Source organism: Massilia sp. WG5, from assembly GCF_001412595.2.
In the GTDB taxonomy this organism is placed as follows: domain Bacteria; phylum Pseudomonadota; class Gammaproteobacteria; order Burkholderiales; family Burkholderiaceae_D; genus Telluria.
Genome location: NZ_CP012640.2, coordinates 5625059 through 5640792, shown reverse-complemented (window position 1 = coordinate 5640792; position 15734 = coordinate 5625059). Strand labels below are relative to the sequence as shown.

10 protein-coding genes and 2 tRNA genes are annotated in these 15734 nt (G+C 63.3%); 2 read left to right on the top strand and 10 right to left on the bottom strand.

Annotated features, from left to right (window positions below; translation table 11 throughout):
- Positions 1–33 precede the first annotated feature (33 nt).
- Complete coding sequence (locus tag AM586_RS25150) at positions 34–1584, bottom strand: lipopolysaccharide biosynthesis protein (protein ID WP_229412941.1); 1551 nt, start codon at positions 1582–1584, stop codon at positions 34–36.
- 308 nt (positions 1585–1892) lie between these two features.
- On the opposite strand from AM586_RS25150, the gene AM586_RS25145 reads away from it, so the two are divergent.
- Complete coding sequence (locus AM586_RS25145; protein WP_162600606.1) at positions 1893–3164, top strand: acyltransferase; 1272 nt, start codon at positions 1893–1895, stop codon at positions 3162–3164.
- A gap of 194 nt (positions 3165–3358) precedes the next feature.
- Here AM586_RS25145 and AM586_RS25140 read toward each other — a convergent pair whose 3' ends face one another.
- From AM586_RS25140 to AM586_RS25130, 3 genes are all read right to left on the bottom strand, one after another.
- Complete coding sequence (locus AM586_RS25140; protein WP_047822232.1) at positions 3359–5644, bottom strand: polysaccharide biosynthesis tyrosine autokinase; 2286 nt, start codon at positions 5642–5644, stop codon at positions 3359–3361.
- 23 nt (positions 5645–5667) lie between these two features.
- Positions 5668–6642 carry a polysaccharide biosynthesis/export family protein gene (locus AM586_RS25135; RefSeq protein ID WP_229411041.1) on the bottom strand — a complete coding sequence of 325 codons (975 nt, stop codon included), beginning with the start codon at positions 6640–6642 and terminating at the stop codon, positions 5668–5670.
- A gap of 284 nt (positions 6643–6926) precedes the next feature.
- Complete coding sequence (locus tag AM586_RS25130; protein ID WP_052233284.1) at positions 6927–8786, bottom strand: TonB C-terminal domain-containing protein; 1860 nt, start codon at positions 8784–8786, stop codon at positions 6927–6929.
- Positions 8787–8922: 136 nt separating this feature from the next.
- On the opposite strand from AM586_RS25130, the gene AM586_RS25125 reads away from it, so the two are divergent.
- Positions 8923–10224, top strand: coding sequence for a family 1 glycosylhydrolase (locus AM586_RS25125; RefSeq protein ID WP_047822225.1), 1302 nt, complete (start codon positions 8923–8925; stop codon positions 10222–10224).
- A gap of 3 nt (positions 10225–10227) precedes the next feature.
- Here the strand turns inward: AM586_RS25125 and AM586_RS25120 are convergent, their stop codons facing one another.
- From AM586_RS25120 to ftsH, 6 genes are all read right to left on the bottom strand, one after another.
- Positions 10228–11205 carry an MBL fold metallo-hydrolase gene (locus AM586_RS25120; RefSeq protein ID WP_082439537.1) on the bottom strand — a complete coding sequence of 326 codons (978 nt, stop codon included), beginning with the start codon at positions 11203–11205 and terminating at the stop codon, positions 10228–10230.
- Positions 11206–11297: 92 nt separating this feature from the next.
- A tRNA-Arg gene (locus AM586_RS25115) sits at positions 11298–11374 on the bottom strand.
- Between the two features lie 66 nt (positions 11375–11440).
- Positions 11441–11517: transfer RNA gene (locus tag AM586_RS25110), tRNA-Pro, on the bottom strand.
- Positions 11518–11565: 48 nt separating this feature from the next.
- Positions 11566–12906: a phosphoglucosamine mutase gene (gene glmM, locus AM586_RS25105; protein WP_047822223.1), complete on the bottom strand. Its 1341-nt coding sequence runs from the start codon at positions 12904–12906 to the stop codon at positions 11566–11568.
- A 15-nt stretch (positions 12907–12921) separates the two neighbouring features.
- On the bottom strand, positions 12922–13761 hold the full coding sequence (gene folP / locus AM586_RS25100; RefSeq protein WP_047822221.1) for a dihydropteroate synthase: 840 nt from the start codon (positions 13759–13761) through the stop codon (positions 12922–12924).
- 82 nt (positions 13762–13843) lie between these two features.
- On the bottom strand, positions 13844–15727 hold the full coding sequence (ftsH, locus tag AM586_RS25095; protein WP_060566806.1) for an ATP-dependent zinc metalloprotease FtsH: 1884 nt from the start codon (positions 15725–15727) through the stop codon (positions 13844–13846).
- Between the last annotated feature and the right edge of the window lie 7 nt (positions 15728–15734).

Genomic DNA, 15734 nt, shown 5'->3' with positions numbered 1-15734 from the left:
GATCTCCCATCCCCGATATTCTTCTGAGCTTTCTCACCCGCCGTTTATCGATTGAGAATTTCCAAGGCGGGCGGGCCCTAGCGGAGCATTTTTGGAAAATCGATAGGACAGGTAGAGATAGACAAGGTAGAGAATCGAATAGGCAAGCGTATAGTTCACGAGGACCTGCTTCAAAGAAAGCGGTGCAAGAAAAACGGATATGGTGGTGATGAACAATGCCACCTGCCACATGAGTTCGGTCTTCTGCTTGCCGGCCACAAAGAACACATAGCTCAAGGGACTGGCGACGAAGTTCAGGAAATAAAGCGGAGCCAATATGCGGGCAAATTCACCCGCTTCGCGCCATGGCTTGCCAAACACCCAGGCACAGAGATCCGGTGCAAACAGAAAGATGAATAGCGCAGGTCCGGAACCGAGCAGCACCAAAGCCTTGAAAGTGCTGCGAAACGCATCCCGGCAATTCCCCAAAGTCTGGTATTCATGGACGGATTGGCGTTTGAACACTTCGAGAACCGAAGCCGCCAGCAGCGAAATCGGGGCGGTGAGGATGCGTTCGGTCAGCGCAAACAGGCCCGCCGCGAACAGGCCGTATTTCGCACCGACCAGGAAAAGCGGGAACTTGCCCGCCGCCGTGTTGAGCAAGCCAGCCGGCAAGGAGAAGCGCCAGAAAGACTGGTGTTTCTTGAGGTAATTCAACTGGGAACGCGTGGGCACGAGCGCGAGGCTCGGCCGCGGCGGAGACAACAGGAACATGGCGGCCACTATGCCAATCGTCATTCCCAATATCTGCCCTGCCAGAAGTGCGCCGCTTCCTACGCCGACAAATAACAGCACCAGTTGGCCGAGCGCGATCGTCCCCGCGCTGCAGATCTTGGCCATTGCCGTCTTCGAAAACGCATTGTATGAAGTCGCATAAGCGACCAGTGCCGAGTTATACGCCATCAGCCATGCGCCGAGACCCACCGTCATCAATCCAAGCCAGGACATTTGCTGCACCTGTGGGATACCTGCCAGATGGCCGAATATGGCAAGGACGGTGATGCCGACGGCGAACAGGGTCGAAAAATAGGCAATGACGCTGAAACAGGTCTGCTGTTCGTCCGAATCATGGTCGAGAATCATCGCCGCCTCGAGACGCAAGGTGGCGACCGTCGCGGTGATGGCGATGATGCCCAGCCAGACACTGAATTCCCCCAGATCAGCAGGGGTGCATAGGCGAGTGATAAGGGGCGAAACCAGAATTGGCAATGCTTGCGCGAGGACAGTCCCCGTCAGGACTGTGGTCGCATGCTTCCAAAAAACAGGTAAATTCATATTGGCAATTATGGCTTTGTACCACATACCCAAGCGGATACATGACATCAGTGAGTAGGACGTATGCGATCTGGGCAGCAAACGGGCTTTTTTTGAAAAATCCTTGGCGCACTTGCAGTCAGCTTGGCCAATGCGAATAGGCCGGCGGGCTAAGGGCGACCAATCTATTTCCTGAAAGTTACTCGGAGCGGCTTCTTTTGAACGCTCGACGTCTTCGATATCCTCTTGTGGAATTATCGTATCGCTGAGATCCGCGGGATTGATGACCATCAACCAGCATTTCCTTGTTTTCAATACGAAATGTTGAGATCGACGACGGCGCTGAATAAATCATTGTTTCCTGGAACCGATTTTGTGAAACTTTGAAAGGAGCAGTTCAGCAACGTAAATACATTGCTGAATAAGCCGTCGAAATATGTCGCTTGATTTGTGAGCCGCCAAGATGGCGGATGATCACGGTGCAGGCGGAATTTCTCCGTCTTCTCTACCTATCGCGGATTTGCGTCTTTTCAAAAGCGTCGACTTATTGGATTGATATTGTCGGGAAATGTGTGTGACCACGCATGTGGAATAGGCATTTGCAGAAGTTCATTGCTTTCGAAATGCCGACGAAAATTGCCTGCCTCATCAACGCCAAGGAGATTCGAATGCAATCTGGAAAGATGGTCCGTCTGGCCTTCCAGCACCATAGTCAGCTCGACGATGAGAGCTGGCACTCGATATTGATTTCGCTGTTGCGGGGTCTGGCAGCCTTTATCGTTGTCGTCGCTCACTTGCGCGCAGCAATGTACCCAAGTCTGCATGCGGTCGCGCATGCGCCGCTCTGGTTCAAGGGCTTGGCGTTTTTCAGCGGCTTTGCCCATCAGGCAGTGCTGGTGTTTTTCGTCATCAGCGGCTGGCTGGTTGGAGGCAGCCTCCTGAACCGTATCAAGCAGCCGCATGCGATCGCCAGCTATGCGATCGACCGCGTCACGCGCCTGTGGACCGTGTTGATTCCCACCTTCCTGCTGACGCTGCTCTTTGCCGCCGCCGCCGGCGTCGTCAGCACCGATGGCATCGACTTCTCTCCGGACAACCAATACTCGGCAGTGAATTTCCTTGGCAGCCTCGTCGGGCTCCAGCGTGTACTGTTGCTTGATTTCGGCGGCAATTTCCCACTGTGGAGCCTGGCCAACGAGACCTGGTACTACCTGCTGTTTCCTGTGCTGACGGTGGCGTTCACGACGCGCAGGCGGGCGGTGCGCATCGCTTGTACTGCCACGCTCGTTCTGCTGTGCGTGAAGCTGCCGACCGCGATCGTCGGCTACTTCCTGATCTGGCTGCTAGGCGTGCTGTTCTCGCGCATCCGGATCGAATGCAGCAACCTGGCCCGCTGGGGCTGGGGACTGCTCACCATCGCGGGTGCAGGCTATTTCCGGCTGACCGGAGAGCTCGATGCATTCGAGATCGGAACCTTGGGACAGGATCTCGTATGCAGTCTGCTGTACCTGGTGCTGCTGTCGAGCTTCCAGTTCGAGGCGTCGCCGGCTTCGAGGCTAAAGCGGCCGATGCAGCGGGCCGGCACCTTCTTCGCTAATTTTTCGTTCAGCCTGTACGTGTTGCATGTGCCCCTGATCGGTCTGCTGCATCACTTGAGCACGACGCAGCTCGGCCTCCGCCAGCTTTCGCCGGCTGTGCCCATCCACGCCGTGATCTACCTCGGCATGGTGGTAACCATCATGTTCTCGGCCTATCTGTCCTATCTGCTGTTCGAGTCGAGGACCTACCGTATCCGCAGCGCTGCCAAGCGCCTGTTCCTGCAACGGCCGGCCTCGCAAGGGGACAGGAGCGCGGTATCGACCGAACGGTAAGTTGAGCTGCGCGAGGCAAATGCATCGCGCGGCCAGATCGATGAGATCTGGCCGCTTCTTTATGGGCGTCGTCTTTGGAGACAAATCGATGGCTGAAACGGGAACACGCGGATGCAGGATGCGACACGCCAACGGCGTAAGAGGAGTGAGTACGGGATTGCGGGGGGCTTGTGCGCCCCCCCGCTGATGCAGTCTTAACCGGTGAATGCCAGCTGGTTGGCCGGGCTGGCCTGGTGCAAGGTGCTGTAACGGGCGATGCCATAAGTCATATCGTTGAACAGCACCCCTTGCGGAGACATGCCGGCATAGTTCAGCCGCTTGATCGACTCGGTGATTTCAGCCTCGGTCGTCACGCTTGCGCGCGCAAGGAGGAAGACGGCGCCGGCTTGGGCGCCGATGATCAGCGCATCCGCTGCAGCCAGGATCGGCGGGGTGTCGATCAGGACCAGGTCGTAATCGGCGCTCAGGGTATCGAGCAGCGCACTGAGGTTCACGTCCAGCAGGAATTCGGAGCGGTTCGGCGGCAGCGGACCGGTCGGAATGAAGTCCAGGTTTTCGACCACGTTGTGGTGGATGATTTCCGTGGCGCTGGCCGCGCCGCTGATTGCCTTGGACAAGCCCTGGTCGGGATTGACGCCGAAATAGCGGTGCAGGCGGCCGCTGCGGAAGTCCGCATCGATCAGCAGCACGCGCTTGCCGGCCGCCGCCATCACGGCTGCGAAGTTCGCCGACACAAAGGATTTGCCCAGGCCATGGGTGGGCCCGGCAAACATCACGACATTGTTCTTGAAGTGGGGCATGGAAAACTGCAGCGCCGCCCTGAAGCTGCGCAGGCTTTCCACCGCGGCGTCCTCGGGAATGATGTTCGCCAGCAGGGGCAAGGGCTCGGCGTCGTCCCTTGTCTTGCGCGTCAGCTTGTCCTGGTTGCTGCTGTGCGGAATGGTCGCGTAGACCACCCGCGCGCGCAGCAGCCGTTCGATCCTCTGCGGATCGTCGATCCCGCCCTTCATCGCCTTGCGTGCGAACGCCACTAGGGTGCCAAGGAAGAGACCGGTGACCACGGCGAGGGCGACGATCAGCGGACGGTTCGGCTTGATCGGCTTCTCCGGCGGCACCGGCGCATCGACCATGCGCACATTGCTGACGCGTCCGACGGAAATCAGGCGCAGCTGCTGGGCCGTGTTCGACAGTGCAGTGTAGAGGTCGGTGTTGACCTTGATGTCACGGGTCAGGCGCGCTTCGTCCTGCTCCAGCACCGGCAAGGCCTTGATGCGTGCATTGACTTCCTCGATCTCGGCGTCGACTTCCTTGCGCTGGCGGTTGATGGCGGCCACCACCGGATGGTCTTCGGTGAAGCGCGACAGCAATTCGGTCTTCTTCTGGATCAGGTCGATGCGGCGCGCACGGGCCGCGGCAGCCTGAGCCAGGCTCATCCGTGCCTCTTCCTGCAGGTCCACGGTCCCGTTCGCATTACGGAACTGGTTGTAGCGGTCTTCGGCCTGCTCGAGCTGGCGCTTGAGGATGGGCAGCTGCTGGTTCAGGAAGGCCAGCGACTTTTCCGCTTCCTCGGTCTTGCGCGCCAGGTTCTGGCGCATGTATTCGCGACCGATCTCGCTCAGCAGGGTATGGGTACGGCGTGCATTCTCTCCCTGCAGCTTGACCTCGATGATGCCGGATTGCTTGCCCTGCTCGGTGATGACGAGTGCGCTCTGGATTGCCTGGATCATCGCCACCCGCGAGATGCGGCGGAGGCGGAAGCGTGCGCCGGGATTCGCCGCCATGCGGTCGACCTTCAGCTCCACCATCCCTTCCGGCGTCGGCACCCGGTAACCCAGACCGACGGCGCCGTCGAACACGATGCGCTGGCCGCCGCCGGAAAAGCGGTAGCGGCCATTGCCGAGTGCGGTCAGGTTGAATTCGCGGCCCAGCCAGGATTCGGGTACCTCGAACACGGACACCTCGGCCTTCTCCGCTCCCCAGACATAGCCGCCGTAGCCGAACAGGCCGGGATCGGAGAGCCCGTTGTTGTTCTGGTTGGCGAACCAGAACCCGGCGATCGGAAAGTATTTCGGCTGGACGTCGATGTAGAGCTGGAGGTTGTCCACGGCGCGCGAGACCACCATGCGCGAGCGCAGCAGCTCCATCTCGGCGATGGCGGCCTTCTTGGTTTCGAACAGGGAGGAGGCCTCGCTCAGGATGTTCTTCGATGCGTTCGGACTTTCCTCCTCGACGTGGATCATCAGGTTGGACTCGTAGACCGGCTTGGCGACGAGGGCGTAGAGCACCGCGACCAGGGTGATGAAGGCAGTGATCCCGCCGATCAGCCAGCGGTTGTCGTAGAGCGTGTGGAAATAGCCCTTGAGGTCGAACGCCGGCTCGTCGGGCGAGCCCTCGACGGTACGGGCATCGAAGGGAATGCCGGCGATGGGGCTGGGGTGGACGACGCGGCTCAGGGAATTCGGTTCGCCATGGATATTCATGAAGTCATGCTCCGTGCATTTGATCAAGGCCTGGTGGTCGCGCTCACCGCCGACGTCAGCGCGCCCGGAATCAGCAGGCTCAGGTTGCGGTTCCAGTTGGCCAGCGGTGTAGCGGCCACGTAGACGATGTCTTTCGGCTGCAGTTCGAAGGACTCGGCCATCGCGAGCGAGCCGGCGACGCGGGCGTCGAGTTGGAACACGCGGGTGCGGTCGGCGTTCTTGCGCACCACGTAGACCTGGCGAGCGTCACCGCTCAGCGGGCTGATGCCGCCGCTCTCGCCGAGCGCCTCGTTGAGGGTCAGGCGGCCGTCGTGCATCGTCAGGGCTTTCGGCGTCAGGACTTCGCCGGAAACGAAGACCTTGCTCTCGTCGCGCGAGTGCACGCGCACCACGTCTCCCGGCGCCAGCATGACGAGGCCGGGGTTGATGCCCTTCTGCACGAGGTCGCGCAGGTTCACGCGGTAGCGCTGCTTGCCGCGCTCCAGCACGATGCGGCTCTGGTCGGCGCTGGGCAGCAGGCCGCCCGAACGGTTGATCGCTTCGACCAGGGTCATCGGAATGTCGTTGATGGCCTGCAGGCCGGGCGACTTGACCTCGCCATCGACGTACACGCGCTTGCTCCGGTACGCCTGCACCCGCAGCGTGAGGTTCGGGTTGGCCAGGTATTTCGCCAGCTTCGTCGTCAGCAGCGCCCGCGCCTGCTCCTCGGTCATGCCGTCGACGGCAACCATCCCGATCAGCGGAAACTGGATGCGGCCCTGGTGGTCGACCACGAAGCCGGGCGCCGCGGCGTTGGCGCCGCTCGGATCGGGCGGGAGCGCGCCTGCGCTCATGGCGTTGCCGGCCAGCTCGGGATGGTCCCATACGACGATCGACAGCACGTCGCCGCTGCCGATGGCATACGGCGGCGGGTCCGGCACCAGCAGCTTTTCGAGGTCGGTGTTGGCCTGTTCGTGGTGCTGCTGGCGCTCGGCGGCGATCAGCTTTTCGGTGATCATTTCCGTCGGTGGCGCAGGCTCGTCCGCGTCGGCCTTGTCCTGTGAGCGGAAATGAATGGAAGATGTGCAGCCTGCCAGAACGAGTGCAAATGCAGGCGCCAGCACGGCGGTGCAGGCGCGTGCCAGAAATTGCGTAGTGGAAGCGTTCATTTGTTGCCCGTTGAATGTGCTGCCAGCCTCTGGCGATCAGAGTCAGGGTAAGCCCCCTACCCGGAATGGCTTTAATGCACGTCAAACGGCAGGCTCAGGTCAGCAGTGAGCACGCTTTGCGCTGCCCCGGACGGTCAGCGTACCTCTTCCACCAGGCGCAGGACCTCGGTGAAGGTCCAGATCCGGCGCAGTTCGATTACGTCGTAATTGGCGGCAACGTTGGGCGGAAAGGCCGAGTAGCGCGCATTCAGGTTGACGATGCGGCGCACGACCTCGTCGATGTCAGGCCGTCCACTGGAGCGGAGGATGGTCACGTCCTCGATGCTGCCATCGCTGCGGATGGCGATGCTGACCACGGGATCGGTGTGCACCGCACCGCTGGACAGCTGCATCCGGCCCACGATGGCGTTGCGTTCGATCTTCTGGCGCACGCTGTCTAGGTAGAGGCGCAGCGGTACGTCGCGCCGTGCGGCATCGGCCAGGGCGCGCCGGACGGCCTGCCGGGCCTGCTCGGCGGCCTGCATGACTGGCGGCACGGCTTTCGCGACGTCGATACCGCGCAGCAGTTCGCGGGCGCGCGAACCGAAATCCCTGCCAGGCAGGCCGCGCGAGCCGGCGCTGGCGCCCAGTCCGCTGCCCGTGCCCGTTCTCGCGCCGAGATCGGAACCTGCGCCGCTGTCGGCGCGCGCCGGGCCGCCCAGGCCGGCGGCGGGCTGGGCGGGCGCTGTTTCCTGCCGGGCCAGGCGCTGCGCCGCCTCGGCTTGCGCCGCTTGCTGGCGCACCAGCTCCTCGGCACGCTGGCGCGCTGCTGCCTGTTGGGCACGTTCTTCGGCCTGGCGCTGCTCGGCCAGTTGCTGTGCACGCTGCTGCTCAGCCAACTGCTGACGCGCCTGCTCCTCGACGCGGCGTTGCTCGGCGAGCTGCTGTGCACGCTGCTGCTCAGCCAGCTGCTGACGCGCCAATTCTTCCGTACGGCGCTGCTCGGCCAGTTGTTGGGCGCGCTGCTTCTCAGCCAACTCCTGACGGGCCTGCTCCTCGACGCGGCGCTGCTCGGCAACTTGCTGTGTACGCTGCTGTTCGGCCAGCTGCTGACGGGCCGATTCTTCCGCCCGGCGCTGTTCGGCCAGTTGCTGCGCGCGCTGCTGTTCCTGCTGTTGCTGGCGCGCCAGCGCTTCGTTGCGGCGCTGCTCGGCCGCCTGCTGCTGCGCGAGCTCGTCCGCCCTGCGCTGCCCGGCCAGCTGCTGCCGCGCCACTTCGTCCGCACGTTCCTGCTCGGCTTCCCGCTGCGCGGCCACCCGCTTCTCTTCCTCTGCCGCCCGCTGCTGGGCGAGTTCGCGCTCGCGCTCCGCAGCAGCGCGTTCTTCGTCTGCCTGGCGCGCGAGCTGCGGCGCGGGCGAGGCCTTGTCCTCGGGCTCCGTCGGCGCTTCCTGTGCGTCCGTCAATGCGGGGAGTTCCGGCTGCGGCAGGACGAAGCCGGGGTCTTCGCTCATCTGGCGGGCGATGACTTCGGTATGCAGCGCTTCCCTCGGCGGCTGAACACGTGGACGAGGCCTGCGCCGCAGCACACGCCGGGCCGGCGCAACTGGCTTGGGCGCCGGCGGTGCGGGCAAGGCCGGGGCCGGATCACGCAAGCTGAATCCGCGGTGGGGCTGCGGCCGGTCGCTGCGTGGCGCCGGCGGCTCGGTCTTCGAGGCAGGAGCGACGTCCGCCGGTGGCGCGATGGCGGCGCCGGGCAATGGCGGCGCCGGCGTCACGGCAGGCATGGACACAGGCGCCGACACAGCCGCCGGCAAGGTCACGGGCGGCGGCGCCAGCACCACTTGCAAGGGGCCGCCCGAGCCGGCCCGCAGCCCCGGTATGCCAAACTGCAGCGACAGGAGGAGAGCATGCAGCAGCAGCGATACCAGCAAGCCTCCGGCCAGCCGGCGGTTGGACGGCGCCAGCTTCGATGGCGCGCGCAGGGCGTCGGCCGGGATCGCGGTAAGCGTGGACATGCTGATGGCAGCAGGAAATATTGTCTAAGTATTACATAGCTTATCACTCAGCAGTATGCCTGGCGCGCACGGTTCGGAACGGCAAATCCGATCCCGGCTACAATGAAACGACGCGTTCAGGATGAGAGGCGGGCCGATGTCTCCAGGATTTATCTTCGCTACCGGTATCGAAAACAGCAATCCGACCATCGAGAATGGACGCGTCCGCATGGACGAGCTGGAAAAATGCGGTCATTACAAGCATTGGCGCACCGACTTTGAGCTGGTGCAGGAACTTGGCCTGAAGGTGCTGCGCTACGGTCCGCCGCTGCACCGGACCTGGCTCGGTCCGAATCGCTACGACTGGGAGTTTTCCGACCTCGTCTTTAACGACCTGCGCCAGCGCAATGTCGCGTCGATCGTCGACCTGTGCCACTTCGGCGTGCCGGACTGGATCGGGAACTTCCAGAATCCCGATTTCCCCGCGCTGTTCGCCGACTACGCGGGCGCCTTCGCACGGCGCTATCCCTGGCTGCAGCTGTACACGCCGATCAACGAGATGTCGATCTGCGCCCTGTTCTCGGCCCTGTACGGCTGGTGGAACGAGCAGATGACCACCGACCGCAGCTTCATCACCGCCATGAAGCATCTGGTCAAGGCGAATATCCTGGCCATGCATGCGATCCTGAAGGTGCGTCCGGACGCCCTGTTCGTGCAGAGCGAATCGACCGAGTATTTCCACGCCGAAAGCCCGGCGGCCATCGGGCCGGCCGAGCTCTACAATTCGCGGCGCTTCCTGTCGCTCGACCTCAACTATGGCCGGCGCGTCGATTCCGAGATGTATGAATACATGCTCGACAACGGCATGACGCGCGATGAGTACCACTTTTTCCTGAATAATAATCTGAAGCACCACTGCATCATGGGCAACGATTATTACCAGACCAACGAGCACTATGTCTCGGCCGACGGCCTGACGCGCTCGGCGGGCGAGATCTTCGGCTACGCCGTCATCACCCACCAGTACTACAACCGCTACCGCCTGCCGGTAATGCATACCGAGACCAACCTCTGCCAGGGTCCGCGCGGCGACGAGGCGGTGCAGTGGTTGCGCAAGGAATGGGCCAATGTGCTCCGCGTGCGCAACAACGGCGTACCGCTGGTGGGTTTTACCTGGTTTTCGCTCACCGACCAGGTCGACTGGGACACCGCCCTGCGTGAGAACAACGGCAATGTGAACGAGCTCGGCCTGTTCGACCTGGACCGCAAGATTCGCCCGGTCGGGATCGCCTACAAGGAGCTGGTGCGCGACTGGATGGAAGTCCTGCCGACCCAGAGCGTGTGCCTGCAGGTGCCGATCTCGATGCCGCACGAGTTCCAGCGCGTGGTGCCGCCCTATACCGGCTGGCCCTTCGACGACGACGCCACACTGGCGCCGCGCAACCAGGAGCGCGAATAGCCCTCAGTGCGCCCTCGGCGTGAAATGGTAGGTCTCGCCGTGCGCGAGATAGCTCACCTGCTCTTCCAGTCCCGCCGCCTTGACCTCGCGCGCGAAATCCGCCAGCGGCGACTTGAACACGTCGTAGTCGTTGTAGTGGATCGGGATCGCATGCTGCGGGCGGACGATCTGCAGCAGCTGGACGCCATCCTTGCCGTCCATGGTGACCTTGAACACACCCAGGATACGGGTCCCGCCCAGGTGCAGCAGGGCGAGGTCGATGCCGGGGAAGCGCTGCGGAATGTTCTTCAGGTCGTCGTACACGAGGGTGTCGCCGCTGATGTAGATGCGGTAGTTCGGCACGCCCTTGACCGGGCCGAAGTCGAGCACCGAGCCCATCACGCTGGGCAGCAGGGCTTGCATGCCGGCCTTGCCGTGGCGACCGGGCGCAGCCGTGATGCGAAGGCGCGCCTCGCCCTTCTCGACCTCGACCTGGTCCCATTTCCCGAGTCCGGTGGTACGCGTGAAGCCGAGCTTCTTGAGCGCGGCTGCGGCTTCCCTGGTGGTGACGATCGGCGTGTCCTTGGCCAGCTTTTCCTGCACCAGCTTGTCGAAGTGGTCTTCGTGCATGTGCGACAGCACCACCAGGTCGATCGGCGGCAGCTTGTCCAGCTCGATGGCGGGATTGGTCAGGCGTTCAGCGGTGAGGCCATAGCCGAGGTGCACGTGGTCGCCCTTGTGCAGGAAGTTCGGGTCGGTCAGGATGGTAAAGCCCTGGTAACGGATCAGGACCGTGGCGGTGCCGATGAACTGCACGCTGCCGTTCGCTTCCGAAGGCGCGACGGCGGTCGTCGGCAGCTTGAGCGTGAACACCTCGCCGCCCGTCGTGGATGCGGCCTGTTCCTGGGCCTGTACGGGGGCGGCCAGCGAGACGGCCAGCGCCAGCACGAGGCCGGCGCTGCGCGCTGCGGTGGCGGGCCACGGCGATCGGCAAAACGGCATGTTTCCTCCTGTGTTCCATCGATGTTGTTGTCGGAATGGACACTAACATGATCGCTGCCGTGGCGGCGTCCGCTAGCAAGGAGGAAATGTGGTGGCCTGCCCAGCTGGGTTCGAACCAGCGACCCTCAGCTTAGAAGGCTGATGCTCTATCCAACTGAGCTATGGGCAGAAGACGGACAAGAGTTTGTCCGAGAAATGAAAACGGGCCGTCGAGGACAGCCCGCGTTCGAAACGGTGGTCGGAGTACAAGGATTCGAACCTTGGACCCCCTGCTCCCAAAGCAGGTGCGCTACCGGGCTGCGCTACACTCCGATTGAGACGATCATACCCCGCCGGCCTTGAGGCGTCAATGTAAGGCCGTCAGACCTCGAAACGCGCGGCGATGCGCCTGGCCATCGATTCCGCCAGTCCGGCTTCCTTGGCCTCGACCATCACGCGCACCAGCGGTTCGGTGCCCGACGGGCGGATCAGCACACGGCCGCGCTCGCCCAGCTCGCGCTCCACCAGCTCCTTCTCGCCAACGATGGCATTGTTCCTGGTCCAGTCGAAGCCCGGCTGCACGCGCACGTTGATGAGGGTCTGGGGGAACAGCACCAGGTCCTTGCAGCAATCGGCCAGGCTCTGGTTGCCGCGCCGGAGCGCTTCCAGCACCTGCAGGGACGAGACGATGCCGTCGCCGGTGCTGTGCTTGTCGAGGGCCAGCAGGTGGCCCGAGCCTTCGCCGCCGAACAGCCAGCCTTTCTCCTGCATCATTTCCAGCACGTAGCGGTCACCGACCTTGGCGCGCGCGAAGCCGACGTCCATTTCCTTGAACGCGACCTCGAGCGCCATATTCGTCATCAGCGTGCCGACCGCGCCGGCCACCTTGCCGGTGGCCATGCGCGCGCGCACCATCACGTACAGCAGCTCGTCGCCGTTGTACACGCGGCCCTTGGCGTCGCACATGATCAGGCGGTCGGCGTCGCCGTCCAGCGCGATGCCGAGGTCGGCCTTGTGCTCGACGACGGCTTGGGCCATCGCCTTGGGCGCGGTGGCGCCGACGCCGTCGTTGATGTTGAAGCCGTCCGGCTTGGTGCCCAGCTCGATCACTTCGGCGCCCAGCTCATGGAACACGTGCGGCGCAGTGGCGTAGGCGGCGCCGTGGGCGCAGTCGACCACGATCTTCAGGCCGCGCAGGTCCAGTTCGTTCGGGAAGGTGCTCTTGCAGAATTCGATGTAGCGGCCCTGGGCATCGCGCAGGCGGGTCGCGCGGCCCAGTTTTTCGGACGAGACGCAGCCCATCGGCTGGTCGATCGCTTCCTCGATTTCCAGTTCGACGGCGTCCGGCAGCTTGGTGCCGTGCTCGGAGAAGAACTTGATGCCGTTGTCCTGGAAGGGATTGTGGGACGCCGAGATCACGACGCCGGCCTGCAGGCGCAGGGCGCGGGTCAGGTAGGCGATGGCCGGGGTCGGCATCGGACCGGCCAGCATCACGTCGACGCCGGCGGCCGAGAAGCCGGCTTCGAGCGCAGCCTCCAGCATGTAGCCGGAGATGCGGGTGTCCTTGCCGATCAGCACGTTGGGACGGCCGCTGGCGCCGGTACGCCCTTTGGCCAGCACCTTGCCGGCGGCGTAGCCGAGACGCATCACGAAATCAGGGGTGATGGGCGCCTCGCCCACCAGTCCACGTATGCCGTCCGTACCAAAATATTTGCGTGCCATGTTGTTCTCTTCTATTCAATTAGGATTGACGGCTGCGTTCCACACCTTGAGTGCGTCGGCCGTCTCTGCGACATCATGGACCCGCACGATGCGGGCGCCCTGCGCTACCGCAGCCAACGCGCCGCCCAGGCTGCCGCCCAGGCGCTGCTCGACGGGGCGCCCGGTCAGGGCGCCGATCATCGACTTGCGCGACAGCCCGGCCAATACCGGCAGGCCCAGTTCGCGCTGCATATGACTAATGCTGCGTAGCAAAGTGACATTATGCTCGACAGTCTTGCCAAAGCCAAATCCCGGGTCAATCGTGACGCGGTCCCGCGCGACCCCGGCTGCCAGCAAGGCCTCGACCCGCTCGCGCAGGAAAGCGATCACCTCTTCCACCACATCCTGATAGACAGGCTGGGACTGCATATCCTGGGGCGTGCCCTGCATATGCATGATGCACAGGCCGACATCGCTGTCCGCCACCGCCTCGATCGCACCGGGCGCGCGGAAGGCATTGATGTCGTTGATCATGTCGGCCCCGGCGATGATCGCTTCGCGCATCACTTCCGGCTTGCAGGTGTCGATCGACAGTGCATAGCCGAGTTCGCGCAGGGCGTAGATGACGGGCATCACGCGCGCGAGCTCTTCCGGGACGGAAACGCTGGGCGAGCCCGGGCGGGTCGATTCGCCGCCGATGTCGATGATGTCGACCCCGTCCTTGATCATCTGCTCGGCCCGCTCCATGGCGAATTCCAGGCCCTGGTAGCGGCCGCCGTCGGAGAAGGAATCGGGGGTGACGTTGAGGATACCCATGACCAAGGGGCACTGGGCAAGATCGAAGCCGAAACGGCCGCATTGTAAGTACTGACGCATAGTAAAAGAACAATTTGGTGCAGAAAAAAAGACACCCCGCAGGGTGTCTTTCGTGAATGCCTTCAGGCAGGTACTCCAGCGATCAGGCCGGTGCCGGGGCGTTGGTGGCCACGCCGCCCGAACCGTCGCCGCCGCTCGGACGCTTGGTCAGCTGGACCGACTTCGGCGGGGTCGGCTGGCGGCCGGCCATGATGTCGTTGATCTGGTCGGCGTCGATGGTTTCCCATTCGAGCAGGGCCTTGGTCATGACTTCGACCTTGTCGCGGTTCTCTTCCAGCAGGCGGCGCGCCAGCGCGTACTGCGTGTCGAGGATCGAACGGATCTCGGCGTCGACCTTCTGCTGGGTGGCCTCGGAGATGGTCTTCACGGAGCCGCCGAAGAAGCCCTCGTTGGCATCGTCCTCGTAGACCATCACGCCCATGCTCTCGGACATGCCGAAGCGGGTGACCATCGAGCGCGCCAGCTTGGTCGCGCGGGCGAAGTCGTTCGAAGCGCCGGTCGACATCTGGCCTACGAAGATCTCTTCGGCAATGCGGCCGCCGAACAGGATCGAGATCTCTTCCAGCATCTTGTCCTTGTAGCCGGACAGGCTGTCGTGCTCCGGCAGCTGCCAGGTCAGGCCCAGCGCGTAACCGCGCGGCATGATCGTGACCTTGTGCACCGGATCGGCCTTCGGCAGCAGCTTGGCGATCACCGCGTGGCCCGACTCGTGGTAGGCCGTGTTGCGGCGCTCTTCCTCGCGCATGACCATCGACTTGCGCTCCGGCCCCATGAAGATCTTGTCCTTCGCGTCTTCGAAGTCGCTCATCTCGACCAGGCGCTTGCTGCGGCGCGCGGCGAACAGGGCGGCCTCGTTGACCAGGTTGGCCAGGTCGGCGCCGGAGAAACCCGGGGTGCCGCGGGCCAGGATGTCGGCCTTCACGTCGGTGCCGATCGGCACTTTACGCATGTGCACGTTCAGGATCTGCTCGCGGCCGCGGATATCCGGCAGGCCGACCATCACCTGGCGGTCGAAACGGCCCGGACGCAGCAGCGCCTTGTCCAGCACGTCGGCGCGGTTGGTCGCGGCGATCACGATCACACCCGAGGAGGCTTCGAAGCCGTCCATCTCGACCAGCAGCTGGTTCAGGGTCTGTTCGCGCTCGTCGTTGCCGCCGCCCATGCCGGCGCCACGATGGCGGCCGACGGCGTCGATCTCGTCGATGAAGATGATGCAGGGCGAGTGCTTCTTCGCGTTCTCGAACATGTCGCGGACGCGGGACGCGCCCACGCCGACGAACATCTCGACGAAGTCGGAACCGGAGATCGAGAAGAACGGCACTTTCGCTTCGCCGGCGATCGCGCGCGCCAGCAGGGTCTTGCCGGTACCCGGAGGACCGACCATCAGCACGCCGCGCGGGATACGGCCGCCCAGCTTCTGGAACTTGGTCGGATCCTTCAGGAAGTCGACGATCTCGGCGACCTCTTCCTTGGCTTCGTCGCAGCCGGCGACGTCGGCGAAGGTGACGGTATTGTTGGTTTCATCCATCATGCGCGCCTTCGACTTGCCGAACGAGAAAGCCCCGCCCTTGCCGCCGCCTTGCATCTGGCGCATGAAGAAGACCCAGACGCCGATCAGCAGCAGCATCGGGAACCAGGAAATGAAGACTTGCTGCAGGAAGGACGGCTCTTCCGGCGGCTTGACGTCGAAGCGCACGTTGTTGTCGCGCAGGTCGCCGATCAGGCCGCGGTCCAGCATGGTCGCGGTGGTGCGCACCTTGGTGTCGTCCTGGCGGGTTGCCGTGATGCTGGAACCCTCGATCACGACATCCTTGATCTTATGCGCCTTCACGTCATCGAGCAGCTCGGAATAAGCAATCGTCTTGCTGCCGCCCGCTACGCTGTGGTTATCGAACTGCTTGAACAGCATGAACAACAGCAGCGCGACCACCACCCAGATGGCGGATTTGGAAAACATATTATTCACGAAAACT

What these genes read in the sequence shown, in the direction of transcription:
- AM586_RS25150 (WP_229412941.1), bottom strand. Translation starts at nt 1,584, where the DNA reads ATGGTCATCAATCCCGCGGATCTCAGCGATACGATAATTCCACAAGAG.
- AM586_RS25140 (WP_047822232.1), bottom strand. Translation starts at nt 5,644, where the DNA reads ATGAATATCCATGGCGAACCGAATTCCCTGAGCCGCGTCGTCCACCCC.
- AM586_RS25135 (WP_229411041.1), bottom strand. Translation starts at nt 6,642, where the DNA reads ATGATCACCGAAAAGCTGATCGCCGCCGAGCGCCAGCAGCACCACGAA.
- AM586_RS25130 (WP_052233284.1), bottom strand. Translation starts at nt 8,786, where the DNA reads ATGTCCACGCTTACCGCGATCCCGGCCGACGCCCTGCGCGCGCCATCG.
- AM586_RS25125 (WP_047822225.1), top strand. Translation starts at nt 8,923, where the DNA reads ATGTCTCCAGGATTTATCTTCGCTACCGGTATCGAAAACAGCAATCCG.
- AM586_RS25120 (WP_082439537.1), bottom strand. Translation starts at nt 11,205, where the DNA reads ATGCCGTTTTGCCGATCGCCGTGGCCCGCCACCGCAGCGCGCAGCGCC.
- glmM (WP_047822223.1), bottom strand. Translation starts at nt 12,906, where the DNA reads ATGGCACGCAAATATTTTGGTACGGACGGCATACGTGGACTGGTGGGC.
- folP (WP_047822221.1), bottom strand. Translation starts at nt 13,761, where the DNA reads ATGCGTCAGTACTTACAATGCGGCCGTTTCGGCTTCGATCTTGCCCAG.